Annotated in this window: 25 protein-coding genes, 1 tRNA gene and 2 pseudogenes; 15 read left to right on the top strand and 13 right to left on the bottom strand. The window is 42.2% G+C overall.

Annotated elements, in window-relative coordinates:
- Nucleotides 1–3 precede the first annotated feature (3 nt).
- Nucleotides 4–2,745 (bottom strand): CBS domain-containing protein, encoded by a 2,742-nt coding sequence (locus ACR5KR_RS09420; protein ID WP_448266306.1) that lies wholly within the window; start codon nt 2,743–2,745, stop codon nt 4–6.
- A 270-nt stretch (nt 2,746–3,015) separates the two neighbouring features.
- Between ACR5KR_RS09420 and psbZ the strand changes: the two genes are divergently transcribed.
- The 6 genes from psbZ to ACR5KR_RS09390 all read left to right on the top strand — a co-directional run bounded on the left by psbZ (nt 3,016) and on the right by ACR5KR_RS09390 (nt 6,539).
- Nucleotides 3,016–3,204 carry a photosystem II reaction center protein PsbZ gene (gene psbZ, locus ACR5KR_RS09415; RefSeq protein WP_335005725.1) on the top strand — a complete coding sequence of 63 codons (189 nt, stop codon included), beginning with the start codon at nt 3,016–3,018 and terminating at the stop codon, nt 3,202–3,204.
- Between the two features lie 192 nt (nt 3,205–3,396).
- Nucleotides 3,397–3,975, top strand: coding sequence for a 6,7-dimethyl-8-ribityllumazine synthase (gene ribH, locus ACR5KR_RS09410; protein ID WP_445626799.1), 579 nt, complete (start codon nt 3,397–3,399; stop codon nt 3,973–3,975).
- 139 nt (nt 3,976–4,114) lie between these two features.
- A tRNA-Gly gene (locus ACR5KR_RS09405) sits at nt 4,115–4,186 on the top strand.
- Nucleotides 4,187–4,485: 299 nt separating this feature from the next.
- Nucleotides 4,486–4,689, top strand: a complete 204-nt coding sequence (locus ACR5KR_RS09400) for a hypothetical protein (protein ID WP_448266305.1) — start codon at nt 4,486–4,488, stop codon at nt 4,687–4,689.
- A 175-nt stretch (nt 4,690–4,864) separates the two neighbouring features.
- Entirely contained in the window at nt 4,865–5,272 is a 408-nt protein-coding gene (locus ACR5KR_RS09395) for a hypothetical protein (RefSeq protein WP_094348002.1), read from the top strand.
- Between the two features lie 4 nt (nt 5,273–5,276).
- Nucleotides 5,277–6,539: a glutamate-5-semialdehyde dehydrogenase gene (locus ACR5KR_RS09390; protein WP_448266304.1), complete on the top strand. Its 1,263-nt coding sequence runs from the start codon at nt 5,277–5,279 to the stop codon at nt 6,537–6,539.
- A 67-nt stretch (nt 6,540–6,606) separates the two neighbouring features.
- Here the strand turns inward: ACR5KR_RS09390 and ACR5KR_RS09385 are convergent, their stop codons facing one another.
- Nucleotides 6,607–7,626, bottom strand: a complete 1,020-nt coding sequence (locus ACR5KR_RS09385) for a WD40 repeat domain-containing protein (protein WP_448266302.1) — start codon at nt 7,624–7,626, stop codon at nt 6,607–6,609.
- A 245-nt stretch (nt 7,627–7,871) separates the two neighbouring features.
- Between ACR5KR_RS09385 and ACR5KR_RS09380 the strand changes: the two are divergent.
- Nucleotides 7,872–8,069 (top strand): annotated as a pseudogene (locus tag ACR5KR_RS09380) (alkaline phosphatase D family protein); the annotation flags it as partial.
- 93 nt (nt 8,070–8,162) lie between these two features.
- On the opposite strand, the gene ACR5KR_RS09375 reads toward ACR5KR_RS09380, so the two are convergent.
- On the bottom strand, nt 8,163–8,354 hold the full coding sequence (locus tag ACR5KR_RS09375; protein WP_445632143.1) for a hypothetical protein: 192 nt from the start codon (nt 8,352–8,354) through the stop codon (nt 8,163–8,165).
- A 124-nt stretch (nt 8,355–8,478) separates the two neighbouring features.
- On the opposite strand from ACR5KR_RS09375, the gene ACR5KR_RS09370 reads away from it, so the two are divergent.
- From ACR5KR_RS09370 to ACR5KR_RS09360, 3 genes and pseudogenes are all read left to right on the top strand, one after another.
- The gene (locus ACR5KR_RS09370; protein WP_445626803.1) at nt 8,479–8,856 is read left to right on the top strand and encodes a hypothetical protein; all 378 of its coding nucleotides are present in this window, start codon (nt 8,479–8,481) and stop codon (nt 8,854–8,856) included.
- Between the two features lie 60 nt (nt 8,857–8,916).
- Nucleotides 8,917–9,117 (top strand): annotated as a pseudogene (locus ACR5KR_RS09365) (alkaline phosphatase); the annotation flags it as partial.
- 618 nt (nt 9,118–9,735) lie between these two features.
- On the top strand, nt 9,736–10,587 hold the full coding sequence (locus ACR5KR_RS09360; protein WP_448266301.1) for a universal stress protein: 852 nt from the start codon (nt 9,736–9,738) through the stop codon (nt 10,585–10,587).
- Nucleotides 10,588–10,763: 176 nt separating this feature from the next.
- Here ACR5KR_RS09360 and psbM read toward each other — a convergent pair whose 3' ends face one another.
- From psbM to ACR5KR_RS09335, 5 genes are all read right to left on the bottom strand, one after another.
- Nucleotides 10,764–10,880 (bottom strand): photosystem II reaction center protein PsbM, encoded by a 117-nt coding sequence (gene psbM, locus ACR5KR_RS09355; RefSeq protein ID WP_084227279.1) that lies wholly within the window; start codon nt 10,878–10,880, stop codon nt 10,764–10,766.
- 248 nt (nt 10,881–11,128) lie between these two features.
- Entirely contained in the window at nt 11,129–11,425 is a 297-nt protein-coding gene (locus ACR5KR_RS09350; protein ID WP_322676274.1) for a 2Fe-2S iron-sulfur cluster-binding protein, read from the bottom strand.
- A gap of 185 nt (nt 11,426–11,610) precedes the next feature.
- A complete protein-coding gene (locus ACR5KR_RS09345) occupies nt 11,611–11,748 on the bottom strand; it encodes a photosystem II reaction center protein K (protein ID WP_006195022.1) in 138 nt (45 codons plus the stop codon).
- A 102-nt stretch (nt 11,749–11,850) separates the two neighbouring features.
- On the bottom strand, nt 11,851–12,978 hold the full coding sequence (gene tgt, locus ACR5KR_RS09340; RefSeq protein WP_448266300.1) for a tRNA guanosine(34) transglycosylase Tgt: 1,128 nt from the start codon (nt 12,976–12,978) through the stop codon (nt 11,851–11,853).
- A 526-nt stretch (nt 12,979–13,504) separates the two neighbouring features.
- Nucleotides 13,505–13,957, bottom strand: a complete 453-nt coding sequence (locus tag ACR5KR_RS09335) for a hypothetical protein (RefSeq protein ID WP_322662022.1) — start codon at nt 13,955–13,957, stop codon at nt 13,505–13,507.
- Nucleotides 13,958–14,332: 375 nt separating this feature from the next.
- Here ACR5KR_RS09335 and cobS point away from each other — a divergent pair, with 375 nt between their 5' ends.
- Nucleotides 14,333–15,112, top strand: coding sequence for an adenosylcobinamide-GDP ribazoletransferase (cobS, locus tag ACR5KR_RS09330; RefSeq protein ID WP_448266299.1), 780 nt, complete (start codon nt 14,333–14,335; stop codon nt 15,110–15,112).
- 118 nt (nt 15,113–15,230) lie between these two features.
- Here cobS and ACR5KR_RS09325 read toward each other — a convergent pair whose 3' ends face one another.
- The 3 genes from ACR5KR_RS09325 to ACR5KR_RS09315 all read right to left on the bottom strand — a co-directional run bounded on the left by ACR5KR_RS09325 (nt 15,231) and on the right by ACR5KR_RS09315 (nt 16,997).
- Nucleotides 15,231–15,683, bottom strand: coding sequence for a PPC domain-containing protein (locus ACR5KR_RS09325; RefSeq protein ID WP_322705848.1), 453 nt, complete (start codon nt 15,681–15,683; stop codon nt 15,231–15,233).
- An 86-nt stretch (nt 15,684–15,769) separates the two neighbouring features.
- Nucleotides 15,770–16,447, bottom strand: coding sequence for a ComF family protein (locus ACR5KR_RS09320; RefSeq protein WP_448266297.1), 678 nt, complete (start codon nt 16,445–16,447; stop codon nt 15,770–15,772).
- Nucleotides 16,448–16,505: 58 nt separating this feature from the next.
- On the bottom strand, nt 16,506–16,997 hold the full coding sequence (locus ACR5KR_RS09315; protein WP_445632144.1) for a GNAT family N-acetyltransferase: 492 nt from the start codon (nt 16,995–16,997) through the stop codon (nt 16,506–16,508).
- Nucleotides 16,998–17,705: 708 nt separating this feature from the next.
- On the opposite strand from ACR5KR_RS09315, the gene aroQ reads away from it, so the two are divergent.
- Complete coding sequence (aroQ, locus tag ACR5KR_RS09310) at nt 17,706–18,392, top strand: gamma subclass chorismate mutase AroQ (RefSeq protein WP_448266296.1); 687 nt, start codon at nt 17,706–17,708, stop codon at nt 18,390–18,392.
- A 297-nt stretch (nt 18,393–18,689) separates the two neighbouring features.
- Here aroQ and ACR5KR_RS09305 read toward each other — a convergent pair whose 3' ends face one another.
- Nucleotides 18,690–19,856 (bottom strand): AI-2E family transporter, encoded by a 1,167-nt coding sequence (locus ACR5KR_RS09305; protein ID WP_445626809.1) that lies wholly within the window; start codon nt 19,854–19,856, stop codon nt 18,690–18,692.
- 265 nt (nt 19,857–20,121) lie between these two features.
- Here ACR5KR_RS09305 and ACR5KR_RS09300 point away from each other — a divergent pair, with 265 nt between their 5' ends.
- On the top strand, nt 20,122–20,463 hold the full coding sequence (locus tag ACR5KR_RS09300) for a hypothetical protein (protein WP_322693865.1): 342 nt from the start codon (nt 20,122–20,124) through the stop codon (nt 20,461–20,463).
- A 286-nt stretch (nt 20,464–20,749) separates the two neighbouring features.
- Entirely contained in the window at nt 20,750–22,174 is a 1,425-nt protein-coding gene (locus tag ACR5KR_RS09295; RefSeq protein WP_445626810.1) for an LCP family protein, read from the top strand.
- Here ACR5KR_RS09295 and ACR5KR_RS09290 read toward each other — a convergent pair.
- Nucleotides 22,146–23,240 carry an anthranilate phosphoribosyltransferase family protein gene (locus ACR5KR_RS09290; RefSeq protein ID WP_448266295.1) on the bottom strand — a complete coding sequence of 365 codons (1,095 nt, stop codon included), beginning with the start codon at nt 23,238–23,240 and terminating at the stop codon, nt 22,146–22,148. The two genes, ACR5KR_RS09295 and ACR5KR_RS09290, sit on opposite strands and share 29 nt — an antisense overlap.
- Before the next feature lie 1,090 nt (nt 23,241–24,330).
- On the opposite strand from ACR5KR_RS09290, the gene ACR5KR_RS09285 reads away from it, so the two are divergent.
- Nucleotides 24,331–26,679 carry a GNAT family N-acetyltransferase gene (locus ACR5KR_RS09285; protein ID WP_448266294.1) on the top strand — a complete coding sequence of 783 codons (2,349 nt, stop codon included), beginning with the start codon at nt 24,331–24,333 and terminating at the stop codon, nt 26,677–26,679.
- Nucleotides 26,680–26,747 lie beyond the last annotated feature (68 nt).

Here is a 26,747-nt window from a genome sequence, read left to right as displayed (position 1 = left end):
AATTCATTTAGGATAGTGTTGTGCTAAAAACTCCTCAGCTTCAGTCCTATCTTTAATTACTCCATCTAAGGTAGCAGCAAGTACATTATCTAATATTTGCCGATACTGGGGCCCTGGTGTGTAACCCAGTTTCTTTAAATCATTGCCATTCAGTAGTGGCTGCACATTAGCCCAAACAGTTAAATATTCCCAAATCTGATGTCTAAGCGATCGCGGACTTTGCACAGCGATTAAAATCAGCATTGGTAAATCGTACTGTCGCAACAACTGTACTACTTGACTAGGACTTTGACACTTAGGCAAAGATTCTATTACTTCAGTTTGAGCAGAAGCCAAGTTTTGCAAGCGTTTAACGCCATCTTCTTGCAGTTGTAGATTCTTTGCCACTTTTGCTCGATATTGTGGTGCTAGATGGGCAATTAACGCTTCTAAACGCATTTCCCAATGAATGAGGGTTGGTTGCGGGTCAAATCGCCGCAAACAGCTTTCTAGCAAACGTAATTGTCGCAAGAGTTCTGCGTCTAGCTTCAGGGTAGGATGGATGCATTGCAATGCCTCTAAGTTATCGAGTAACTGTAAAGCTGATTTCCAGTAGGTGACTTCTAGGATGTGTTTTAGTTCTGTTTTCAGTCGAGTTTGCAGGGCTGGAGTTCTGCTATTCTCTTGAGCAGTGCGATCGTAAACACCACTGTTGATGGCATAGCGGATAAACTCTTCAGTTTGCGATTCTATCTGAAATCCAAAGCGCACGGCAAAGCGCACGCCACGAAAAATGCGGGTGGGGTCTTCGATAAAGCTGTTGGCGTGTAAAACCCGAATTTGTTTAGCTTGTAAATCTAGTAATCCCCCAAAAAAATCGAGTAACTCACCAGTACGAGGGGAAGTCAGGCGCAAGGCGAGGGCGTTGATGGTAAAATCTCGGCGATACAAATCTTGACGAATAGAACTCGCCTCAACTTCTGGATTTGCGGCTGGATAAGGATAGAATTCTGTTCTCGCAGTGGCAATATCTACCCAGAGAGAATCTAATTCTGGGTCTTTGTGCCATAACAAAGCCGCAGTTTGAAAAGCCCCGTGGATTTCTAAGCGAGCCATAGGGTAAAGTTGTTGGAGTGCTTTGGCTAATTCCACACCAGCACCGACATCTGCTGATTTATGAAAGCCATCAACCACAAGATCGATATCTTTAATCATCAAAGTGCCCGCTACTGCTTCTGTTAATAGCAAATCCCGCACCGCACCGCCCACTAGATAAAGATGCCAACCCCGTTTTTCTGCCTCTTGCGATGCTGTAGTGAGTAATTGCCATAGTTGGGGAGCAAGGCGATTTTGCAATTCAGTGCTGAGAGGAATTTTAAATTTTGTTAGCGCAGCATTAGCGACTCTGTAAGCGTCATTTTGAATTTTGAATTTTTGCTCTCCCTCTTGGTCTTCATCCCTTTCTTGATGTAATTCGCGTAAGACATCAGTACGGGTGACAATGCCCATTAACTGCTCATTTTCCAATACTGGTAAGCGTCCGATATCATAAGTCACCATCACCGACTCTATTTGTGGTAATGTCGTATCTGGTGTAATCGTTTTGAGATTCTTGGTCATGTAGCCCTTAACTGGTGCATGACTAAATCCGTGGTGTAAGGCGATATCAATATCCCGCCGCGAAATAATACCTACTAGTTGCCCTTGAGTATCGACTACGAATAAACCAGAGTGTCCATAGCGTAATAAAATGCGCTGGGCTTCGGCAATTGTCGTTTCAGGCAGAATCGTGCGGACAGGAGAAGACATCAAATCCCTCGCAGTTAGGGGATGGGGAATTTGTGCTTTTATCCCGTCAAGAAGTTGTTTTAATATTGCCTGCGAATCAACTTCTCTTAGATTTAAAGATGCGGCTTGCGAATGACCGCCACCCCCTAGAGGTTGGAATAATAGGTTAAGATTTGTTTTGGGAATTTGCGATCGCCCAATTACCGTTAAGCGTGAATCCTCTTCACCTAAAGGATACTCATTAGCCAATAGTAGGGCATCAATTTCAGTTAATTCTACAAGTTCCGAAGCTAGGCTCGATAGCCCTGGCACAAAAGCCTCAGTTTTCAAAGTTACCCAAGCAACCGTATATCCATGTAGACTGAGAGATTCTAAACTTTCCAGAGATTTAGTTAATAGCTGCTGCAATTGCAAAGATAATCCGGGATCGCGGTAGGTGGAAATTACTGATAAACTAGCCCCTTGTTGCATCAACCAAGCCAAAGCTAGGGCATCTCGTGCTGTGGACTGATCGTATGTTAAAGAGCCAGTGTCAACGTGGATACCCAAAGCCATCACAGTTGCTTCGGCAGCAGTCAAGGAAATTTCCTGTTGTTGCAACTGCTCGACGATTAAAGTTGTGGTGGCTCCTACCGAGTCAATATGCGATCGCGTCGCCGGAATATCTGATTCTTGTCCTAAGTGATGGTCATAAACTATAATCTCTCTTACAGTAGGTAAATCTAACCACTGGGCAGCTTTACCCAAGCGATCGCGGTGTTGTGTATCCACCACAGTCAGAGAACGAATTTTTTCTGGATTCACCGAACGGCGTTCAATCAGTGGATATTCATCCCGATGCAATGCTAAAAAATCCCGTACAGGAGGATGAGAGCCGCCAGTTAGCACAATCTTGCTTCCCGATAGTAGGCGTGTCAACCCTACTGCTGCTCCTAATGCGTCAAAATCTGCTGTAGTGTGGCAAAGAATTAAATCCATAGTTATACAGTCATTGGGCACTTGTACTGACCGAACGCGAACAGCGTTTCGTAGAGAAGCCGTTGGCGTGGTCACTGAGCGTAGTCGAAGTGCAGCCTCTCTAAGAGTTGTATTGGACATTGGGCATTGGTAACAGACAAATGACTAATGACCAATGACTAATGACTAAAATGTTGCAATTTCTGCTAGCTTAAAAATAATAAGAAAGTGTCAGTGTCGCCCTTTAGGATATTCTATCCTTAGTATTTCGCTGTATTGGGAGAAGCAAAAATGACCATAATATTCCAATTTGCCTTGATAGGTCTAGTACTGTTGTCTTTTGTCCTCGTTGTAGGCGTTCCGGTTGCTTATGCCACTCCCCAAAACTGGAATGAATCTAAAAAACTGCTCTGGGTTGGTTCTGGGGTTTGGATTGGTTTGGTGTTTTTAGTTGGTTTGTTAAACTTTTTTGTCGTTTAGGCGACGGCTTCGCTCTGGCGCAGGCACATAATATAAGAACTAGAGGGGCAGAAAAGCCAAGGTCAAAGGTTAAGGGAAACAAAGGATTTTTTCTTTTTCCTACTAACTTCATTTTGACTGCGCTTTCCTGCTCCTCTACATTTAAATAAGAAATGTATATTGGCCAGAAGTATAGTTGATAAAGAGGCAGTCATGGCAGTTTTCGAGGGAACTTTTACCCAAACGGAGCCTTTGCGGTTTGCAGTGGTGATTGGTCGATTCAATGACCTCGTTACCGGAAAGCTGCTAGAGGGATGTCAAGATTGTTTAAAACGCCACGGTGTAGACCCTAATCCCCAAGGTAATCAGGTGGACTATGTTTGGGTTCCGGGAAGTTTTGAGGTACCTTTAGTAGCTCGCCAATTGGCACTTTCCCATCGTTATGATGCTGTAATTTGTCTTGGCGCAGTCATTCGAGGACAAACACCCCATTTTGATTACGTATCCTCAGAGGTTTCTAAAGGCATTGCCGCCGCTAGCTTTCAAACTGGGGTGCCAGTCATTTTTGGCATTTTGACAGTAGATACTATGCAGCAAGCCCTAGAACGGGCAGGCATAAAAGGTAATCATGGCTGGGATTACGCCCTGAATGCTTTAGAAATGGCTAGCCTGATGCGACAACTGCGTTCTAACCTAGCAGAACCATATTCTCGTAATAGCCAGTCTTTGCCACCCTCTTTTCCAAGTGCCAGCGTCGGCAATTTAACTATCGAGTCAGAAGAACTCGGCTAGTCCGTCATTAGTTTGTCCTTTGTTATTCATTAATGACCATTGTACAGACGCGATTAATCGCGTCTCTACTGACCAATAACTAAATTAAGGGGTTGACAATTACAGATAAATCTGAGATATTGGTATTTGGATGACGATCGCGGGTATAGCTCAGTGGTAGAGCGTCACCTTGCCAAGGTGAATGTCGCGCGTTCGAATCGCGTTACCCGCTTCCAACTAAAACCTCTTGAATTTAACAATTCCAAGAGGTTTAGTGCTTTTAGGGTGCGTTGAAGTGTTCGGAGATTAGCTCTGCACTCTTGTAAACTGCTCCAAATGTGGACAGATCGGTTAAAATTAGCCACAATCTATATATTTGGACAAAGAGTTAGACACTAAATATGTTTTAGCAATTTCCGCTCTGGAAACGCCTGTGAACTCCAAGGCATAGAGATTGGAGATAATCCCGATCTAACCTTGATAACTGGTTGTAATATATAGTGACCCAAAGGGAAATTAGCGGGTTTGTTGATGCGTGTTGTTTACGAACCTAGACCTAGCCTTCCCAAAGGATTGGCTTTAGGAGCGATCGCCACCTATGCTAAAAATTGTATCAGGTGTGTCAGCATAATAAATCCCCAAAAACGCAACCACATTACCTTGAAAGCGACAGATGAAGAGAAGGAAATTTTTAAACAAGATCGCCAGCTACGGGGAAAGATTAAAAATAGATAACTCCGTACTGTGGCCATTAGTAGGATACTTAAAGTTAACTGCATCTACTGTTGGTAATCAGGGCAATGTTTGCATCACCTTTTTATGTATATAAAGACAGAAGCCTCTAAGGTGTTTACCAAGGCATTATATTTTTGTAGTTCGTGTAAAACACGCTCAAGTTATTAGAACGCTTGTGCAATCTCAAAAACCCGAAAAAATCGATTTCAATACCGAATACCCCTGTCCCTGTCGTCGCCGGGGTCAGTTAATTCCGATTACGCTGACAGAAGCATTTGGTTGCGATCGCTGTCAGCAAATCTTTGTTGTAGAAGATAATGGTCATGTCCTAGAACAGCTTTCCACCACTTATCCCTACAAACGGGCTTGGCGTTGGATGGGAAATAGTTGGCATGTTGTCCATCCCCGCTTGGGAGAAAGCTATTTGCCTATAGCGCTGGGGATTATTTTCGTGCTAGTGATTATATGGCTGCCATTAGCACTGCGATTGGCAAATGGTTCCAGCATTATTGCTTGGGCAATGGTGGCGGTGCTATTGGCTATCTTACCAGCACTAATGGTCTGGCTTACCTACAGACGTTAACTCAATGACTGTTGAATTGGATGACCACCCCGAACCGATTACTAGTGCCCAACGAGCCTATCAAGCTTCCCTAAAGCTGGCGCTCACAAAGGGAGCAGACCGGAGTCGTGCAGTATTGGCAATGGCTAAGGCGATTGAGCGCTCATTTGATGACATTCTAGAAGCCAATACCTTGGATTTAGAAGCCAGTCGGGAAATGGCAGTGCCTGAGCTGATATTGGACTGGCTGAAGCTGACTCCCACAAGACTAGAGATGACAGTAGACATTTTACAACGGTTGGGGGAATTATCAGATCCGCTGCGACGCGTCAGAACCGCTGATTATCAACTAGAAGATTCCCAAAGTTACACCCAGTTAATGCCCTTGGGAGTGATTGGATTTATTTATGAGGCCTTTCCCGATTTAGGAGCGATCGCAGCAGGTTTTTGTATCAAAACTGGTAATTGTATAATTCTCAAAGGCAGCACCGAAGCTAGCCATTCTAACGCGGTGATCGCTGAGGTACTGCAAAATGCGATCGCAGAAGTTGGTCTAGCTCAGGGCTGTCTAGAAATGATTACAGCAGAACATGGGGCTTCAGTTCGCGATCTAGTTACCCAAGACCAGTATGTGAATTTAGTTATTCCTTACGGACGTTCTAGCTTAGTGCAGCAAGTAGTCCGACAGTCAACTTGCCCAGTTTTAAAGTCGGCGATGGGTAACTGTTACCTTTATTGGTCGCCCAATAGCAGCTTAGAAATGGTACGCTGGATGATTCTTAATAGTCATCAAAGTGAACCCGATCGAGTTAACGCCATTGAAAAAGTACTAATTCATCGTCAAGCCTTGCCATCATCTTTAGCTGTCTTGTGGAACAGCTTGATGGAAAAAGGCTTTGAAATTAAAGGAGATGCAGAACTAGTCCAAGCCTTTCCTCAGTTGCAGCTGGTAAAAGAAGGCGAATGGGGAAACCCTTATTTAACGAGGACAGTAGCTTTTAAACTGGTGGATAGCTTAGAGAGTGCGATCGCTTGGATTAATGAATACAGCAGTGGTCATGCCGACTCTATCGTGACTGAATCCTACCAGGAAAGTCGGCAGTTTGCCTTGGGAGTTAACAGCGCCTCTACCTACATCAACACTTCCCCGCGTTTTTCTCGCAACCCTTCGCGGGGAGATTCAGTATTTCTCGGTATGTCTAATCAAAAAGGTCATCGCCGAGGATTTATCAGCCTGGAAACTTTGACCACCGTTAAGCACATTGTTCAGGGGAATGGCAGATTTTAAATAATTCGTAATTTATATAATATAATCCTGAATTTTGAAGTAAAACTATCTCAATCACCGTGAAAAATTAAATTCCCCACACCTCAACGGTGCTGTCTCCACTCCAAACAAATAGTCTCTGTCCATCTGAGCTAATTGTAAGGCGAGTAATTGACGATGAATGACTTGTGAGACTACAAAGTTCATGTCCTGTAAGAATATTCCACACTTTAATAATTCCATTTTCTCGACTACCACTAAGTAAAAAACGTCGATCGCGGCTGACAGTAATTACAGGCATATACCCTGAAAGACTTAAGGTGCAAATTACTTGTTGGGTTTGCCAATCCCATATTTCATAGTTTTGGTCAAAGCCTTGTTCTTCAGTCACTAATATTTGCGAATTTGAGTAGATGGGAATACGGCGATGAATATTTTCGGGGATAAAAATAGAAGGTGTTATCTTTTGTTCATTAACATCCCAAAATGTTAGTTCATAGCCATCACGAGTACTTACAAAAGTTTGACCATCTGGGCTAAAAGAAACTCTCCAAAATTCCTCAGACTGGATATTTGTACTGAAAATCTTCTGCTCTATTTTTAAATCCCACACTTCAGCCAAATCAAGACAATGCCAAAGTCCTAAAACGCGATTATTGGGTGCGATCGCGATTTGATCGAATTCCTTCGTAGTTTCTGGCTGGAATGTGCATATTACTTGTTGCGTTTGCATATTCCACACTTGAATTGTGTTGTTATAATTACCAGTAACTAAAGTTTGTAACTCTTGGCTTATATCTACAGAAGCTATCCTGCGAACTTCATCTGTATACCTTTCAATAGTAAAAAGATACTCAAAAAATAAATATGGGTTGTATAGCTGTAATGCCAGTTTAGTTTTTGGCTCTGTAGTTTCTTGAAGTAACCAATAAGCTGCTTCTTGAACATCAACTTCTGAGTTTTGTAAAGCTTGAATAATCAAATCTAAGCCAGCTTTTCCATACTCAAAAGAATCTAGAAGGGCATCAATTTTTTGTTCAACCTTTCCATACGCCAGCAATTGCTGAACTCTTTTAATCCCTCCCAAAACTATATTGTCAACTATCATAAATTCTTTACTATTTTGGTGGTGGGTCTAAGAGGATGTTTGAAAAGTGTTTGACTGTGATTTTAATCACCCCCCTTAATCCCCCCGATGTATTGGGGGGAAACCAGAAAATCCAGTCCCCTCCCCTTTACAAGCGATGCCCTGAGCTTGTCGAAGGGGGGAGGGTTAGGGTGGGGTAAAAAAATATTTGATACATCAATCACGACTTTTCAAACAACCTCTAAATTACCCATAAAATTCTCCTAGTCCTAATTACCAGGCAGTATCGCACTAATCAACCTTGTGATGACGGACTCAAGCCTCGCTGTCCCCAAGCTTTTGATACAAATGCTACCACGATCGGCTCAGAACAAGAGCAATGCCTACAAAAAGGGTTAGACCAATCGCGATCGCGCTGGAATGTGATTGCTCAACAGACCATGCTAGCCGAGTACAATTTCAATTTGCTGTACTTTAACCACTGCCACGCATCATCAAGGTCTACCGGGAATTGCTCATCTGACTGGTAAAGGGAAAGTGCGAGTGATTGAAGCAACCTACCGATTCTGTTTTTTCTCATCTAGTGCCTTCTGAATAGCTTCTCTACAAAATTCAGGAGGATCGTCTTGTTGCTGCACTTCGTCTTTCATTGCTTTAGTCATGCGTATATTCATTTTCTCGGTCAGTGGTTCTTCACCTCTCCTCTTTCCTGGTTGCAAATTTTCAGGTGTTCCCTTGGGATTAGGCATTGTATAGAAATATAAATATAAGTTGAATCGATAGGAAGCCATCGATTAAAGTCTTTAATCGGCAGGTATCACAGCCTGACAAACTTGTTACCTACCGATACCACTTTTGAGAAATGGTAACTCTATGTTCACACGTTCAGAACTCGAAATCAAAACCATCAAAGAACTTCGTGACTTGTGCTTACGCTACGGCATCAAACCAACTGGGAATAAAGGGTACAAGACCTCATGGATTACATCCTTAATGGTATTTCCTCAAATGGCGTTATCTCAATTCGATGCAGGTAAAGGGTTGAAACCTCCTACTTTTGCTTTTATGCAAGCATTGAGTAGCGCTATAGATGAGATGAATTCACCCACTGATGAGCAAGCGGCACTGATTAAAGTCTCTCTGGAAGGTAGGAGAATGCAGTCACCCGCTAGATGGAAACAGGAGAAGCTTATCAACCTCTACAAGGCAAAACAGAAACTAGAAGAGGTTATGTCTTTACTGGGTGACTAAGCGGGAAATATTTAGACGATTAGGAAAAACATCATGGCTCAATCTTTAGTTACAGAAGCAGTTCAAGCTTCCTTAAGCAACAATCCCCATACTAAGTTCTTTGACGGTGCTTACCGAGGATACGTCCGCTGCAACCTGACTCCAAAACGCTGGCAAAGTGACTATCGCGTTGTATCAAGCATCGTTGACTTGAATGCCTCAGTCAAAACCCTAGCTTCTTTTGTAGTCCAGAACGGAAAACCAGGGGCACTTCTAAGTTAAGCAAATCTCACAAGTCATCAAACAAACCCTCCAAATATAATCTGGAGGGTTTCAATATAATATTAAATATAATTTCGACTATTAAAATATCTAAATTCGGATCTTGTTATCCCACATTTTGCGGGTGTTCCAATAAAGTAATCTTATCTGAGTTACCAAAACTGCAAAAGGCTTCAAAAAGCTAGAGAATATGGGAAACTCAAAAGGAGTATAGACTATATTAAGTGGGAAGCGATCGTCTATCAAAGCTTATACTGAATCGATTTTACTATAGAATTATTTTGGCATTTATTTGCAATACTTAACTAACTTCTAATTAACAAAAGTAAACATAGATTAAAAATAATAACTAACATCGTAATTTATTAAGTTCATCAGACTAAGTTGAGAGTATGCTGAATAGTTGAAGTCTAGTTGAAAGTTTAAGTAACTAAGTGCAAATAAACTTAAATATTTGTTTAGTTTTTTATCCTTTGCTGTTTGTTTGAGTGTTAAATACTAAAAAATAAAGTTTATTTGTACCGACTTACTAACTAGGTTATCAAGCAAGGTGCTGAAAATCCGACCACCAAGTACCAACAGCGAAAACAAAAGTAAACTTCACAAAAATTACGTAAGATGATCAGAAGAATTTTGCTGGCTGTATCGGGATTGGGACACGCAGAGGAAATGCTCAAAACCCTGAAAGAAATCCCTTCAATTCAATCTGCGAAAGTTACAATTTTGCATGTTGTTCAAGCACAAAATGCTGCTACTACCATGACAGCTAAATGGGAAAATGGTGGTAAAATTCTGGCAAATGCCATTCAAACCTTGAACTTAGATCCTAGCCAAGTTTCTTCAATTTTGCGTGAAGGCGACCCTAAAGATGTGGTTTGCCAGGTCGCTGATGAAATCGATGCTGACTTGATTATTATGGGTTCACGCGGACTGAAGCGGCTGCAATCGATTTTATCGAACTCAGTCAGTCAGTATGTTTTCCAGCTATCTTCTCGCCCCATGTTGCTGGTAAAAGATGACATTTATGTTAAAAGAATTAAGCGAATTATGGTGGCAATAGACAATTCTGATTCAGCAAAAAATTGCTTGAAATTGGCATTGTTTTTACTGCGAGATATTCCAGGTGGCGAATTAATTTTGGCAAATATTAGTACAGATTTCGGCGGTAAAAAATCGGAAATAACTAAGGTTAACCCAGACAAAAATCCAGTTTTAGCAGCAGCTGTTGCCGAAGCTGAAAAACAAGGCATCCAATCTCGTTCTTATATCAGCAGTGGCAAACCTGGTGAAGAAATTTGTCGATTGGCAGAAGAGTTGAATATAGACTTATTATTGCTCGGTTCTCCAGATCGTCGTCCATCGATCGCTAAGAGTTTTGTTGATATAGATCGGCTCATCGGATCTTCTTTGTCTGACTATGTTCGAGTCAATGCCACTTGTCCAGTATTGTTAGCGCGGACAATCGCTTAAAGTAAACAGTGCTGAGTATAATAATTGTTGTAATAAAATAGTAAAGAAGTAAGATTTTTCTTGTCTTTACTATTGAGCACTCAGCACAGGCTACGCTAACAGCACTAAATGGATAGTTGATAAATAAAAACCCCTACACTATTGGCGCAGGGGTTATTTATTTTATACACAAACTCTTAACTATCTTTTCCACCTTCGCGGCTAGCAGTTTGGATGTAAAGAATTAGTAAAAACACAGCGGGGACTAGTACGAACAAAATGCTCGCTATGAACCCCAGGTCATTAACTTGCATGGCAAGAAAGCCTCTCTTAAATTTCCAGTCAACAACATTAGGATAGCATTATCGATGACAGAGTTATACCAATTCAAAATTCAAAAATTGTACTGACTTGTGCCGAGCATCTCGACTCCGCTCGATGGAACCGTAGCCGAGGTAGCTTGTCGAAGTATTCAAAATGTCCGCGTAGCGTCTTGTAGAGAAGAAACTCAATTTTGGTAAGTATTTTGACTACTGACTGGATACATGACAAATTTGAGAACTTAAGGCTTCGTGACTACGCTGACTGAGCCATTCACTAAAGTTTGACAGGCAAGGCGATAATTTTCTGGCTTTTTCTTGAATTTCCGGTTTTCTACATCTGTGCGGGGGGAAAGATTTTCTAGTCCTTCGACTATCTCCACAACACAAGTACCACACTGTCCATAACCACCGCAATTGGTCATTTTGCCAATCAATGTATATATGTCAATGCCATTTTGTATCGCCTTGAGCCGGAGATTAGCACCATCTGCTGCCACTACTTCTTTATTTTCTTTAACGAATTTGATATTACCCATAACTGATTCCTCCTTGACTGTAAGCTTGGCTTTCAAGGCTTCATATTGACATAGCTTGATTAATATCTTATTTATTATAATAATTCATTGCAAAATATTAATAAATATTAATTTTCTCAAACACGACACTGCAAAAAAATAGGACAGGTAGTCTACCTGTCCTATAAATTGAACAATAGATTAACTTATCTAAATCCCACAGCTGCTTGCCAAACAAAAGCAAGCAACAAGAAGAATACCGGGATAACTGGGAGAACGTCTACCAAAGGATCGAAAATTTGGTAAGCTTCTGGCAGTTTTGCTAATAAAAGTGCTGCTTCCATGTTTGTTTAAATCCACCTATCCAACACAGCTTTCATAATTGAGAAGTATCTTAACATGGTTTGGTCATTGGTCATTGGTCATTTGTCATTTGTCATTTGTCATTAATCCTCTGCATCTTTGCTTTCTTCGGTAAGCCAGTGACCAAATTCTGCAACAAAGCGATCGCTCAATATTGCTTCTCTAATATGCTGCGTAAAGCGAATTAGTTCGGTAATGTTGTGAATGCTCAACAAGGTATAAGCTAAAATTTCCTGCGATCGCACCAAATGAGATATGTAAGCACGGCTAAAATTTTGACAAGTATAACAGGGGCAAGTTTCATCTAATGGCGTAAAATCTTCACGAAACTTCGCATTTTTTAAATTCCAGCGTCCGCCTTGAACTATCGCTGTACCATGTCTTGCCCAGCGGGTGGGAATGACGCAATCAAACAAGTCTATACCAGATGCGATCGCGATCGCCATTTCCCGATAAGTACCTACGCCCATCAAGTAACGCGGCTTTTCGCGGGGTAGAAGCGGTGCTGTCACTTTGACAATCTCAGCCATCAATTCTGGCGGTTCTCCTACACTCACGCCACCAATGGCATATCCGGGCAAATCTAACTTAGCCAAAGCTTCCGCCGCATGGCAACGCAAATCCAAATACACCCCCCCTTGCACAATTCCAAACAACGCCTGATCGCTGCGTTGATGAGCCGTTATGCAGCGTTCTAACCAGCGATAAGTGCGCTCAGTTGCAGTTTCAACCTCTTGGCGAGTCGCTGGGTAGGGCGGACACTCATCAAAGGCCATAATCACATCAGCCCCCAAAGTATTTTGAATCTGAATGGATAGCTCTGGTGTTAGGTTAATAATTTGTCCATCATGAGGCGAGCGAAAAGTTACGCCTTCTTCAGTAATTTTTCGCATCTCGCTTAAGCTAAACACCTGAAATCCACCCGAATCTGTGAGCATTGGACCATTCCAACCCATAAATTTATGCAACCCACCGCCCCCAGCCACGATCGCTTCTCCTGGTTGTAGGTGAAGATGATAAGTATTAGATAAGATCATTTGTGCCCCAGTATCTCGTAGCTGAGATGGAGTAATAGTTTTGACATTTGCCAGCGTTCCTACTGGCATAAATCTGGGCGTTTCTACAAGACCGTGAGGGGTGAAAAACACTCCTGCTCTAGCTTTTGTCTGACTACAGCAAGCAAGACATTGAAAAGAAAAATTCGCACTCATGCCATTTGGAATTTTAGATTTTAAATTTTGGATTGTGAAACACTAATCGATAAAGAGTTTCAAAAATCCATAACTAAGTAAGTGGACACAATTATTTAGAAGAGGCATTTCGACTGCGCTCAATGCTCGACCTTTGAGAAGACGAGGGTTGAGTTTCGACTACGCGGTAATCGAGCGACTTGCACTGAGCGGCGTCGAAGTGAGTCGAGATTCAACTTCCGCGAAGTCGAAACCCGCTAATCTCAAGTTAGGTTTAATTTAGTCCTTCTACTTAGTACAACGCAGCAGAAATAAACCTACCATTTCATTACAGCCAGAAAGCCCAAAATTCAAGCATGAGTGACTTTTGGCTTTTGCCTTGCGGTACTAGCGCCATAAAACCAAATGGTATTAGGGCAAAATTAATCATATTTGGCTAAATGATGGACAAACATCAATATTGGTAGTTGAGTTTTAGCGAACACTTAAGCATTCATTACTAACCTAGTTACCAAATTTACGAGTGTATACTCTAAACAATTGTTATTTAGAAAGAATCAGAACAGTCATCGTCAATTTCTGCATCCCACTTGGCTGAGAGTACTTGTTCCATCATCGCTTCTATAGCGCTGACATTGAAGCTTCGCTCTCGTCGCTCTTGTAAAGGTGTCGATCGGGGAATTAACCGCAGACACAATCCTTCTTGCATCAAATCGAAGTAGGTTTCTTGTTGCGACGACTGTTTTAGTTCTAAATAATCAAAACTACAAACATTCAGATATAGCGCGCGGTTAGCCACTAAGGTAGACCTTTGCGGATTGGCAAAAACTTCCATCACATCCCCTTCACCCTCGCTCAGTACCTTATCTTCTTGGGTGTAGATGTAGTGGACTCGACCTAAATCTGCCAGCAATCGCCGGATGTCGAGCTTATTCACAATGATGCCCGTGTTAATAATGCACGGAGCTGGTATCCTGGTGTCGGGTAGATGGTGACTCATAGGAAAATTGCGATTGAGCTAAGGAGGGCAACAACATAGCTAAACTGTCATAATTGAATAGCTTGTTTACTCCCTACATTTAAAAAAATATCAATTTTATGGGGCAATCGTCTAATAATTTGGAGTAAGTTTTTAGTTAACGAATACAAAATACAAATTTTGCTCTTTGATGGAATTTTAACTTCCTAAGTTATCGCTTTTGTATAAAAAAATACTCAAAACTATTTGTTTACCACTTAGACCAGCATAACAAAATTTTCAACGAGAATGTTTAATAGAAGTAAATCTTATTTAAAGTTTTAAAGTCTACTGATGTCGGTTTTACCGAAATTATGACTATTATCCAGCAATTTACCAAAAATTAATGTAATTCAGATGACGAAACAGCAACAGTGGTGGAAAAAGCTGCTGTTAAAGCTGGCAGCTAGTATTATATTTTACACAAGTATTCCGTTACCGTATTTGAACGGATTGGACTTTCAAAGAGTAGCACGTCTTGCTTCGCTTGTTGGAGTTATAATTGGGGGAATTTTAGGGTTGCTAGATACGGGGATGGATTATATTGGTATGCCCGTGTTAACTCGTAGTGCCTTGGTAGTAAGTGTTTGGATTGCCATAACTGGAGGATTGCACTTAGATGGGGCAATGGATACTGCCGATGGTTTAGCAGTAGGCGACCGAGATCGGCGACTGGAGGTAATGGCAGATAGTGCTACAGGAGCCTTTGGAGCAATGGCTGCGATCGCCTTGGTACTACTGAAAATAACAGCTTTGACGGATATGCCAGAAAACCGTTGGTTATTGCTGATGGCTGCTTGCGGCTGGGGACGTTGGGGACAACAACTAGCGATCGCCCGATATCCTTATTTGAAAGCAACTGGTAAAGGCGCGCTTCACAAACAAGCCATTCGTTCTTACAAAGATTTGTTACCGGGATTGTTGTTGTTGTTTAGTTTGAGTGGTTTACTTTGGCTAATAGATAACCAGCAGCTATTTCTCGCACTGACAATCATAGTTGTTGGAAGTGCGATCGCCACTTTAACTGGTGCATGGTTCAACCATAAACTAGGCGGACACACTGGAGATACCTACGGCGCAGTCGTTGAGTGGACTGAAGCCTTATTTCTCTGTGTATTGACTACTGTAGGAAGTTAGGAGTGAGGAGTGAAAAGTGAGGAGTTAAAACTCCAAACTCCTAACTCCTAACTCCTAACTCCTAACTCCTAACTCAGCACGGGCTAAACGCCCCGCTACCGCTAACAGCACTCAGCACTCATTTAATCGGTTGCAACTTTGTGACTTTGAGTTTAAAAGCCCCAACCCCAGTTTCCCCAAAAGACCGGACACGAATAACATAATTCCCTGTCTCTACGATGCGAGTAAAGAGTAAGGAATTGCTACTACCATCAGGGCCATCATCATTTTCTGCTAAAGTCGAACCATCAGGTGCCAGCAGTGTGATGATACTGTCAAAGTTTTCCGATGACAGGTCAACTGCTAAATTGTCGCCCTTCTGCAACTTCACAGTGTAATCACGGGCAAACCCACCTTGACCTGTGGGGATATCTTTGTCTGAAAGGCGATCGTCAATTTCAGTACTGTTAGATAAAGGAATTGGACTATACAACTTATTTTGAGCAACTGCACTTGTACTTATGCCTATTGCCAGCAATGTGGCAGGAATGATGATGAGTTGTTTTAAACCTGCCGCAAAAACTTTATTCATACATTTCAAGCAATTTTTCTACAAAAATAGGTTAATTAGGTCAATTTATGCACTTATCTGCCAAAGTTAGATTATTAACTCTTGATTTATCCGTCTTTGACAGCAGTAGCTACAGCTACTAATCCTAAGACCACAATTTTATACTGACGAAGTGTTTGCACAGCAGACCTGGCAGTAGCACCAGTAGTATAAATGTCGTCCACCAACAGCACTGGAACATTTGGGGGACGATGGCGAAATTCTTGTCCAATAGCAAAAGCGTTGTCCAAGTTTTTCTCTCGTTTAGATACCGATAAACCAAACTGCGCTTCAGTTTCTCGCACTCTTGCTAAACCGTTTAGTTTCAATTTTAATCCAGTTATTTCGCAGAAGCTTTGTGCTATTAGTGCGGCTTGATTGTATTTACGTTGCTTTTGTTTGCTAGCGTGGAGTGGGATGGGAACTACTACAGGTTGGCTATCTCGCTTCGGTGAATTTAACAACCATGCTTCTCCTAACCATTGACCCAAAGGACGAGCTATTTGGGGTTGATTTTCGTATTTCATCGCTGCGATCGCTCGTTTCACCGGGCCACCATATTCCCCCCAGCCAAACACTGGTATAGGCTCTTGCCATAGAGAAATCGGGTCTTTACGTTGACATTTTTGCAGTTGTCTGGTGCAGTTTTGACAGAATTCTTGGGAAGTTGCGCGTTGACATAGAGGGCAATGGGATTGGAGAAAAAGATTGAGTAAGCCTTTAAAATTTTGAATCCAAGGGTGCATTTAGAATTGTCCTTTGTTATTTGTCATTTGTCCTTTGTCCTTTGTTTTTAGCTAATGACTAATGACTATTGACCAATGACTTAACATAGACGCGATCGCACCTTGTTGTTTCCACTCCTGTTGCTGGAGTGTAGCCATTGCTTTCATACAGCTTGACTGCTTCCACCAAAACACTGGCGGTTTCAATCCAAATTTGTTGAAAACCACGCTTTGCGATCGCTGCTTCTAGCTGTTGTAACAAATATTTCCCTAATCCTAAACCCCTGATGCTGGGTAAAAGATACATTTTGCGGATTTCTACAGCTTTTTCACCTCGGTGTATGGGGTAGTATGCTCCAGTACCTACTAACTGACTTTGGTGTTCAATTACCCAAAACTCTCCCCCAGTAGCTAAATAACATTCCTCGACTCGCAGCACATCTTGGTCAGCACCCTTGGGTTCCCAACCCAGACCGTATTCTGATAATACATAACTGATGACTTCGGCGGCTCTTGTGCGATCGCTTTTCACCCAATCACGAATTAAAAAATCTTGATAATAGTTTTTCATTACCATTTGCTGGTCAAGTTTACCCAGAAAAATTTTCCGCATCTATATCCCAATTTACTCAGCAAATAGCAATTCTTGCAGAGTTCATTTCAAGCTGTAATCTCAAGGCGTGAATTATCTTCAGTGCTGAGAAAAGTCATCTTTAACAAAGAAATCGGCTCTACATCTACCTACATTATCAATGCCCAAATCCGCTGAATTTCTGTTTGGAACAATTTACGACCGCGTTTAGCATCTCTTTGAGCAGCACGTAATCCCTGCTGACGGAGACAATAACCCGGTCTCACCACATCTCTCAAAACCTTGTGCAGGGGAGCAGGGGAGAGTTCTTGTACAAGTTCTTTCCCCTCTACCTCTCTGCACCTCAAGCTTGTGAGAAATGCGAGAATACCCCTATAAGCCTGAATTTGCTTTTTGTCAGTAACTATGAGATATTTTGTTTGAAATTGAAAATACTGTATTTTTATCGATTTAAGTAGGTCGGCGTGAATATTTATCGTTGAGATGAGGCAGGAGGCAGGTGGTCACTGAGCCTAGTCGTACCACTTCGTGGAAGCAAGCTAGCAAGAGCGTCTCCGACAGGAGAAGTGAGGCAGGAGGGAAGAGGGTTTGAGTCTATTTAATTTTTATTAACATAGTTTTGTTTTTCCACAGCGTTTTACTTACTGATGATTTGTGCTAATTAGCATGGTATATAAGCTTTTTTCTATGAATTTAAGTTTTTTTAGAAAGCATCCACTGTTGTTTGTCATCATAATTTTCTTTGGAATTTTTTTCAGTACTACAGTAGTTGCTGCAAACTTCAAATTATATTTCGTTGCTCAAAACTATAAACCAGTAAAATTAGTAAATCTCCAAGCTATTAGGGTAGATGAACAACAACTGCCTGTAGATAAATTACTAAAATTGATCCAGCACCGATTGTTAATCGCACATGATGTAGCCCGATGGAAATGGAATCACAAACGTCCTATTGAGGATCTAAAGCGCGAACAAGAGTTACTATTAAAGGTTCGGCAGCAAGCAACAATCCATAATTTAGAACCCGATACAGTTGCAGCATTTTTTCAAGCACAAATAAAAGCCGGAAAACTCATCCAAACCACTGATTTTCAAAACTGGCAAAAGCAAGGTATTAAATCTTTTCCTAACGTGCCAGACTTAAACCAGACATTGCGACCATCGTTAGATAAATTAAACATAGAACTTCTCTTTGCTTTAACAGAACTGAATTCTGTTCTAGGTTGTCCACAAATTCGGGAATTAATTCAATCACGTTCCCAGGTGATTATTCAGGGAGATGGTATCGATCGGCAAGTGCAGAACCTAGCAATTTCACCCGTGCTGCAATTTAAAAGCACTTCTTGCAAAGTAGTTTCCTCTCCTAAATTCTAAATTAGATAATGATTCTGAAAGTTAGATTTATTTAAAAGCTTAAAAGCTATTTAGAATATTGAAGCAAACATCAATTGGCATTCATTTCTGGTGGTAAAGGCTGACTTTTCACAGTATTTGGAAAATTTTGATATTAAACGATCGCTTGCAACAGAATTTCAAAAATAAGAGGGGTAAAGGGAAAAAGGTTAATAATAGTCTCCCACCATAGAAGCAATAGCTTTTTACCCTTTCCCTTGCCCCTTACCGTTCCTGATAAATAACTGATGATACACTTCCTGCTCCTGCCTTCTTGTATTAAGGCAATGTTGCTTCAGAAATGCTCAAAGTTTTGTTGTCGTCGGCTTTCGATGACTCATTTCCTGGAACGGATGCAGTTATCTCCCCAATGGCGCTGTCGTTTGTTGCGGTACCAGGACGCAAGGCACTTAAAGCAGTCTTAATCACAACAGCTGTAGGTACTGCCACAATTACACCCAACAGTCCGCCAATTCTTGCCCCTGTTAAGACCGAAATTAAAATCCAAACTGGATTTAAACCAGTAAAATTGCCTAAAATTCGGGGGGCAATTAAATTTTCGAGAATTTGCTGTACGATTACCGCTGCGATCAACACTCTCACACCCATTGAAAAATCTTGCAACGCTACCAATAGTGTAGTTAGGGCAATGCCTACAGAACCGCCAAAGGGAACGAGAGCCATCAGGCCAATAGTTAGTCCGAATAGCAATCCAAAGGGCACTTTTAGCCACAAAAAGGTAGGAATAAGGGCTGAAGCCATACAGGTAGATAAAATCAACTGGGTGATGAAGAAATTTTGGAAGCTGAGGCGGACTGTTTTGGAGAAAGGCTCGCGAAATTTATTAGGTAGCCATTCAACTAAACTTTCCCAGAGTTCACCCCCATGCTGTAAAAGATAAAAAGTCAAAACTATCGTCAAGAGAATATCTAGCAGACTAGTAACTGTCAGTACAGCCAGATTTAAAACTTGTCCAGCGATCGCTTGTAATTGTCCTTTGACGCGATCGTTGATTTGCACCACCAGAGCATCGAGGTTAATCGGTAAGCCAAAAGTCTCAGCTTTTCCGTTTAAGATCATCAACTGAGAGCGTCCAGAGTCGATTAAATCTGGCAAACGCGCCACCAGTTGTTGTGCTTGGGTAAGAGCCAAGGGAAAAAGTGTCACACCCAACGCCAATAAAATCGATAAAGCCAAGAGAAATACTAAAATAGCAACTTGCTCTCGCCTAGCACCATGATGCTCCATCCAACTCACGGGGTAGTTGAGCAGAAATGCTAGCACTGAGGCTCCGACTAAAATGACTATGAGAGAATGGAAATAATTGAAAAATACCGAAATTGCCCAACCATTGAGAACTAGCAGCGGAGCGAATAGCGCGATCGCCCCGATTCGCGCTATTGGAGTAAATGTTTGCCACCAGTCGAGTAGCTTACGTGTCTGCATTTTGAGCTGATTGCGGAATAGAACTAAATGAAATTTTTCTTTACAGCTTATTATCTCTAACTATATGAGTCTTATTCATCCTTCTAGTTTAGGAGTTAGACTAACCCCAATGAAGAATTTTGAACCAAAAGAGAATGGGGAGCCAGGGAGCAGGGGAGCCAGGGAGCAGGGGAGCAGAGGGGCAGAGGGACAAGGGGGACAAGTCTCTCCCAAGTCTCTCCCCTCTTCCTTGTCTACCTTGTCTCTTCTTGATGCCCCATCCCCGATGCCTAAAACACAGTTGCTTTTACATTTAGTTCCGATCGTCGGCTTTTTTCCATCTTTGTGGACGCTCTATCGAGGCCAGGGTAATCGGGAACAACTTGCTATTAGTCGTCTGTCTATTACTTTGGCACTTACTTGGCTGTTGAGTTATCTATTATTAGCCACCGGGGCAGCAACTTCAGATTTTTTTCCGCTACGTCTATTTATCCTCAATAGCTTTCTTACGTCAGGTTACTTTTTAGTAAGTATTTGGTTGATTTTGCGCCTAATGCAGGGCAAATCTAGTCGTTTACCAGGGTTTAGTAGTTTAGCTGAACGAGTGCTTGGCAAGTATTTATCTTAATTTTTTAAAGCGATAAATTGTCGGTGTTTTTACTGAATTTTAGAAAATTTCTGGCAGATTTATTTATATATCTAGTCAAATCCAGTTTATTATTGCCATACTTCAGTAAAACATCTCCAGGTTGTCCCAAAAAAAGAATAAATGCTGCTATAAGTGTTGTGGTTGACACTACATTAAAAAAGTTAGCACCGATAATTAAGAGTTAGCTATTATGGGTTGATTTGTTTGGGTGTTTTTAGTCTGCAAAATTACTGAATTTGATTAGTGAGTAAGTGTGAGGAAGTCTGTGACCATTCAAAGAAGTTCGGCGGAAGAAAACCAGTCGGGAAAAGCCTCAAAGTCCAATAAAAAAATTCCCCAAAGCTCGACATCAGGACGGTGGCTGTGGTTTTGGGTAGGTATGGGTGGTATTGCGATGGTATCTGCAACTGCGGGGGCGCTTTTGGCGGTGTCTTTGACGAGTACGCCTTTGCAACAAGCCCAGCTAACTCCAAAGGATGAGGCGGCCTTTGATAGCGAGCGCATTTCTGGAGGTGTGCTGCGATTTTCAGAATTAACTCGTCCAGTGAATCTTTTAGTGATGGGAATGAGCGTACTTCCGCCAGATATCCAAAACCCTCCTGAAGATACCAAAAATCTCAAATACCTGCCCCAAGTCAACTCTTTTGATGGTCTTTCCGATGTGATGCTCTTGGTCAAATTCGATCCAGAGACGAAAAAAATAAATATGCTCTCCATTCCCAGAGATACCCGCACGCAAATAGAGGGATATGGAGTGAAAAAAATTAATGCTGCCAATGTTGACGGTGGACCAGCTTTGACTGCTAGAACCGTCAGTAATCTCTTAGGTGGGGTGGGAATCGATCGCTATATCCGAATTAACGTTTTGGGAGTTGCCAAGCTGATTGATGCTTTGGGTGGCGTGACTGTCTACGTCCCTAAAGATATGAAATATCAAGATGATTCTCAGCATTTGTACATCAATTTGAAGGCGGGTAAGCAGCATCTCAACGGCGATCAGGCACTACAATTGCTGCGTTTTCGCCATGACGAACTCGGTGATATTGGTCGGATTCAGCGCCAGCAAATGGTCATCCGCGCTTTGATGGAGCAAACACTCAACCCAGCGACTGTTGCTCAATTACCTAAAGTTCTTGATGTCGTGAAAGACCACATTGATACTAACTTGACGGTTGAAGAGTTAGTGGCACTAATGGGTTTTGGGGTGCGGACAAATCGCTCTAATATGCAAATGTTAATGCTGCCAGGTCGCTTTAGCGAAAAGAATGAGTTTGATGCTAGCTATTGGTTGCCCAACAAAGATGGGATTGCGAAACTGATGGCTCAACACTTTGGTGTGGAGTCAGAACAGGAACAGCTGGCAAGTACAACTAACCCCCGCTCTTTGCGTGTAGCAATTCAAGATAGTACAGGTGGCGATCGCTCTAACCTGCAACCGTTAATAAGAGCCTTGGAAAAATCTGGATATCGCAATATCTATGTGGCCAAGGCATGGGGTGAACCTCTAGATGTAACTCATATTGTCGCCCAACAAGGAGATGGTGACAGTGCCGAATCAATTCGCAGCACTTTGGGATTTGGAGAAGTGCGGGTGGAAAGCACTGGCAACCTTGCATCGGATATCAGTATCCAAGTAGGTAAAGATTGGTTGGAACAAAAATCTATTTTGGAGAAGTCGTTGACACCCTAAAGGGTACATCTGCTGATACTGAATTTACTACCTGGCTCAGTTCTTGGAGTTTAGCTGCTGCTACACCATTGGTTAATAATTCTTCTGCTTTAGCTAAACCTTCTGGCATATCTGAACAAATACCACTGCGCCATAAATAAAATCCGCCATTCCACAAGGCTGTTTGCATCAATTCACCTGGTTTACCTGCCAAAACCTCTTGAATATCCGCCACCAGTTCTTCAGTAGTTCCAAGGGGTACGTTCTTGGTAGTAAAGCCGTAATCGCGCGGTACGAGGTGTAATCGTTCTACCTCTTGGGGTGCTACGGATGAAGATAAACTGATGATTGCAGTGCGATCGCGCGGTAAGTCGCAACTACCTTCCAATCCTTTGACTAATGTAAATTTTGTCACTCCCCGCAGTCCAAAAGCTATCTGAAACATCCCTTCTGTAGGTGGATGGACAAACCCAGCAATTACATGAGCATCCCCAGCATAAGGACACCAAATTAGCTCCATTGTCGCCAACGGCGGACGTTTGCCAAGTTGGTCGCGGTACTCCCAAATACTTGTAGTTAAGGAAAAATGCTGAGGTAGATAAATAAAGCCGATTCCCGTTTGCTCAAACACTTGTTGAGTTTGGGCTAGGGGTAAAGTAGTCCAATCGACTCCTAAACCCTGCCAAATATCTATCAGGGGTAAGCCGTACTTCGTTGGTAGGCGATCGCCACCATGCATTACCACTGGTTGTCCCACTGCGGCGAGTAGTAAAGCTATGACGGGACTAATCGGTGCTGTGCGTGTCCTACCATCATAAGGAATGCCAAGAGCGATCGCAGGTCGCCCAGAGGCTATGGGTTGCAGTTTTGGCCCCAGTTCCTCATAAGCATCCAACATTCCGGCTAACTCTTCTCCCGTAGGACGCTTGATTCGGTGAGCAATCAAAAAGGCTCCAATTTGGGCTGGTGTCGCTTCACCCAGCAGCATCATTTGAGTAGCGGTGGCTGCTTCAATACGAGTTAAATTCTTAGATGTGTGGTTTCCGCTGCCTACTTTTTGCAGAAATTCCCGAAATACATTGCTCATTTTTCCTTTGTCCTCTGTCCATCGTCATTTGTCCATTGTCCTTTGTCTTTTGGGATAACCGAAAATGACTAATGGCCGAATATTGGATTTTGGATTTAATAAATGTGAGTTGACTAACTAAAGATAGTAGGATGTTGAGCAGGTAAGTCTTGGGGGTAGATATCAATAAATTGTTGTTAAGGCAAATAATACCATTTTGGATTTTAGATTTTGGATTGTGAAACATCCATTGGATAAGTGTTTCAGTTTCCCATCTGTCGCAATCATTTTTCAAATTGGTATAAGTATAAGCAGTAAAACCCGCAATTAACTTGACGATAAAATTGAAAACATTACGATGTCTAAAGTCCGTAAAATACATTGATAATCAGGACTTATAGGCAGTTTTAGCATTAATTTCATTATCAAGCAAAGGTTTCAGGCTATTTGCAAACCTTTTCGCATACTATCTACTGAAGAACCAAAATTTTTCTACCTCTTTAGATAGATTGTATTACATGTTTTATTACTGTAGTTGTAAAAGAACAGGCGCTTGAGGGCAAGTAATTTTAGCACATCATTTGTGTAAGCGCGGTCGCCGCCGCAACAATCCAGGTTTTTTCTACACTTTAAGAAAAGAAATTTTTTGTCCTAAGTCCAAGTAAAGTTGACGCGTCAAGACTAAAACAGTTAACAAAAATCACTTTTGATTCAGGAGAGAAATCTAAATGATTATTAACGACTTGACCTACTTAGAGCAAGCTGAATCCGCAAACACTTTAATAGGCGGAGGCTATGGCAAAGACTATGGCAAATACTGAGGCAAAGACTGGGGCAAAGACCACGGTAAAGACCACGGCAAATACTACGGCAAAGACTAGAAATTGAGTGAGTGTTGTGGAACCCAAATGGTTGTATAACCTTCCCAGCGTGCCGGATTACGTTTTCTAGCATTTCGGAATCGCCGCAACCTCATACTTGCAAACCTGGGTTCTTCCACTTTAGCTTTTGATAGTTCACAAATCTCCTGGCTCTTGAAAGCGAAACTTGGCTGCTTTCAGCTAGGAGATTTTTGGCAACTGCGTCACCTTCCATCTGCTAGAGAGTCAATATGAAAGACATCGAAATTGAGATCATTGATAATTTTGAAACGTTTCAAACGATCAGAAACCATTGGGACTCCGTATACAAAACCGATCCGGAAGCTCAATTCTTTTTGTCTTGGACTTGGCTATCTGGTGTGGTGAAAAGATTGTGCAGCCATTCCCGTGCCGCGTGGTTTATATTAGCGGCAAAATCAACTACCCCAACTTCAGAGTATGTGGCATTTTTTCCGCTAGAAATTGGGATCGCAGAACATCCCGAAGGCTGGCTCCAGAGTCGTCTGTCGATGATGGGAGTTGCAGATGCAGAGCATCTTGGGTTTATTTGCTTGCCAGAGTACGAAGTAGCAGTCACTTCTGCCCTTGCCCAATTCCTTCAGCAACAACAGGAAACTTGGTCTATTTTTGAAGTCGCAAATATTCAAACAAGCAAATGTCGAATGAACCGATTTTTGGATCAGTTCTCCACAGAAGCCTTTGAATTGGCACAACAGGAACGGTTGAGCGATTTAGTAGATCAAATCGACAATAGTATTGTTCCGTACATCGCTTTACCAGACGACTGGGAACAGTACCTGCAAACCGTCGTTAGCTCCAACACTCGACAGAAAATTAGACGCCTCTTGAGAAAAGTTGAAAGCTCCAACGAGCTCCACCTGACTCAGGTCAACGCAGAGAATTTAGATATTCATCTAGAGATCCTCTTAGGATTTTGGCAAACCAATTGGGAAGGCAGAAAAGGCGCAGACTACTGCAAAAAAGCTACAGAGAGTATTGGGTTGGTTTTGCGTCATTGCTTTGAACACCAAAGCTTATACTTACCAGTTCTCTGGCGAGGAAACCAACCGCTAGGTGCGATCGCCAACCTAATGGATTTCGATCGCAAAACGGCTCTCTTCTTCATTGCAGGTCGCGACGACACCGTAAAAGAGTTTTCTTCTGGTCTGGTTCTTCATGCCTATGGGATTCAACATGCGATCGACAATAAATTTAAAGTCTATGATTTCCTGATAGGCAACGAGGCATACAAGTTTTCGTTTGGCGCTAAAGCCCGTCAGATCAAAACTATGGCGATCCAGCCCAAGCGATCGCACCAAAATCAAGCGCTAAATTTAAGAACAATTCCTCAAGCGCTCCACCGTTTTATCCATTACCAACAAACCAGCCGACTCGATCTAGCAGAGCAAGGTTATCGTCAAATTCTCAACGTGCAACCTCAACACCCAGACGCACTTTATCGGTTAGGAGTCTTGATGCACCGCAAAGAAAAGTACTCGATCGCTGAAGAGTTGTTCAGAAATGTCCTTGAGTTGCAACCTCAATATGTGAAAGCCTGGTTTAGTTTAGGCAACTTGCATCAAGCTCAAAATCAATTACCAGAAGCAGAAGCAGCATATCAGCAAGCTTTAGCACTCCCCTCTGAATCCTCAATACTTTCATCAGCAATCCATCATAATCTTGGCTATACGTTGCAACAACAGAATCAATGGGAAGCCGCGATCGCACATTACCAAAAATCCCAAGAACTCCAGCCCAACTCCATCGAAGCAGAAGTAATTTTGGCAAATGCCCACTACGCTCAGGGAACATTACCCCCAGAAAAACAGCTGCATTACGCCACCCTCAACTACGAACTGGGTAGCAAACGAAAACAGGTAGGTGATTTCAAGGTTGCGATCGAATACTATCGCCAATCCATCATAATGCAGCCCACTCTAGCAGAAGCTCACTATCACCTCGGCATCACATTCCAAAAACTAGGAAACTTGGACGAAGCGATCGCACATTACCAAAGCGCCCAAGCCCTGCAACCCGACTATCTTGAAGCCGAAGTGAGTTTAGCAAATGCTTTTTATGCTCAAGGAAAGCTGCCCTTAGAAAAACAAGCGCATTCTGCTACCCTCAATTATAAATTAGGCAACCACTGCAAACAGGCAGATGATTTTGAAACTGCAACGGAATACTATCGGCAATCTCTCGTCCTCAATCCAAACCAACCAGAAGTTCACTATCATCTAGGATTTGTCCTACAAGAACAAGGAGACTTGGACAAGGCGATCGCACATTACCAAACCGCCCAAGCCCTGCAACCTAACTACCTTGAAGCTGAAGTAGGAATCGCAACCGTCCTCTATGCACAAGACAAGCTATCCGCAGCAGATCGAGATCGCTATGCTGGACTCAATTACGATTTGGGCAAGGTTCACCACCAATCAGGAGATATTAAGGCTGCAATCAAATACTATCAGCGAGCGATCGGACTAAAGCCAGATTTGACAGAGGTTCGCGATCGTCTACGCCAAGCATTGCAAGAAGAGGACGGTATTAAAATTAAGGTCAGTGTTGCAAAACAATAAAAGCCAAGTGCGCGATTGAAAATCGCTGTAAGATGTATAGCGCTTGATTGACTTAATTCTAACGTCAG

The organism is Nostoc sp. DSM 114159 (assembly GCF_053470285.1).
The sequence above is the reverse complement of the archived record's forward strand: the minus strand, read 5'-3'. Positions and strand labels throughout refer to the sequence as shown.

Coding starts and splice junctions, on each gene's coding strand:
- ACR5KR_RS09420 (WP_448266306.1), bottom strand. CDS start 2,745: ATGGATTTAATTCTTTGCCACACTACAGCAGATTTTGACGCATTAGGA.
- psbZ (WP_335005725.1), top strand. CDS start 3,016: ATGACCATAATATTCCAATTTGCCTTGATAGGTCTAGTACTGTTGTCT.
- ribH (WP_445626799.1), top strand. CDS start 3,397: ATGGCAGTTTTCGAGGGAACTTTTACCCAAACGGAGCCTTTGCGGTTT.
- ACR5KR_RS09400 (WP_448266305.1), top strand. CDS start 4,486: ATGCGTGTTGTTTACGAACCTAGACCTAGCCTTCCCAAAGGATTGGCT.
- ACR5KR_RS09390 (WP_448266304.1), top strand. CDS start 5,277: ATGACTGTTGAATTGGATGACCACCCCGAACCGATTACTAGTGCCCAA.
- ACR5KR_RS09385 (WP_448266302.1), bottom strand. CDS start 7,626: ATGATAGTTGACAATATAGTTTTGGGAGGGATTAAAAGAGTTCAGCAA.
- ACR5KR_RS09375 (WP_445632143.1), bottom strand. CDS start 8,354: ATGCCTAATCCCAAGGGAACACCTGAAAATTTGCAACCAGGAAAGAGG.
- ACR5KR_RS09370 (WP_445626803.1), top strand. CDS start 8,479: ATGTTCACACGTTCAGAACTCGAAATCAAAACCATCAAAGAACTTCGT.
- ACR5KR_RS09360 (WP_448266301.1), top strand. CDS start 9,736: ATGATCAGAAGAATTTTGCTGGCTGTATCGGGATTGGGACACGCAGAG.
- psbM (WP_084227279.1), bottom strand. CDS start 10,880: ATGCAAGTTAATGACCTGGGGTTCATAGCGAGCATTTTGTTCGTACTA.
- ACR5KR_RS09350 (WP_322676274.1), bottom strand. CDS start 11,425: ATGGGTAATATCAAATTCGTTAAAGAAAATAAAGAAGTAGTGGCAGCA.
- ACR5KR_RS09345 (WP_006195022.1), bottom strand. CDS start 11,748: ATGGAAGCAGCACTTTTATTAGCAAAACTGCCAGAAGCTTACCAAATT.
- tgt (WP_448266300.1), bottom strand. CDS start 12,978: ATGAGTGCGAATTTTTCTTTTCAATGTCTTGCTTGCTGTAGTCAGACA.
- ACR5KR_RS09335 (WP_322662022.1), bottom strand. CDS start 13,957: ATGAGTCACCATCTACCCGACACCAGGATACCAGCTCCGTGCATTATT.
- cobS (WP_448266299.1), top strand. CDS start 14,333: ATGACGAAACAGCAACAGTGGTGGAAAAAGCTGCTGTTAAAGCTGGCA.
- ACR5KR_RS09325 (WP_322705848.1), bottom strand. CDS start 15,683: ATGAATAAAGTTTTTGCGGCAGGTTTAAAACAACTCATCATCATTCCT.
- ACR5KR_RS09320 (WP_448266297.1), bottom strand. CDS start 16,447: ATGCACCCTTGGATTCAAAATTTTAAAGGCTTACTCAATCTTTTTCTC.
- ACR5KR_RS09315 (WP_445632144.1), bottom strand. CDS start 16,997: ATGAAAAACTATTATCAAGATTTTTTAATTCGTGATTGGGTGAAAAGC.
- aroQ (WP_448266296.1), top strand. CDS start 17,706: ATGAATTTAAGTTTTTTTAGAAAGCATCCACTGTTGTTTGTCATCATA.
- ACR5KR_RS09305 (WP_445626809.1), bottom strand. CDS start 19,856: ATGCAGACACGTAAGCTACTCGACTGGTGGCAAACATTTACTCCAATA.
- ACR5KR_RS09300 (WP_322693865.1), top strand. CDS start 20,122: ATGCCTAAAACACAGTTGCTTTTACATTTAGTTCCGATCGTCGGCTTT.
- ACR5KR_RS09290 (WP_448266295.1), bottom strand. CDS start 23,240: ATGAGCAATGTATTTCGGGAATTTCTGCAAAAAGTAGGCAGCGGAAAC.
- ACR5KR_RS09285 (WP_448266294.1), top strand. CDS start 24,331: ATGAAAGACATCGAAATTGAGATCATTGATAATTTTGAAACGTTTCAA.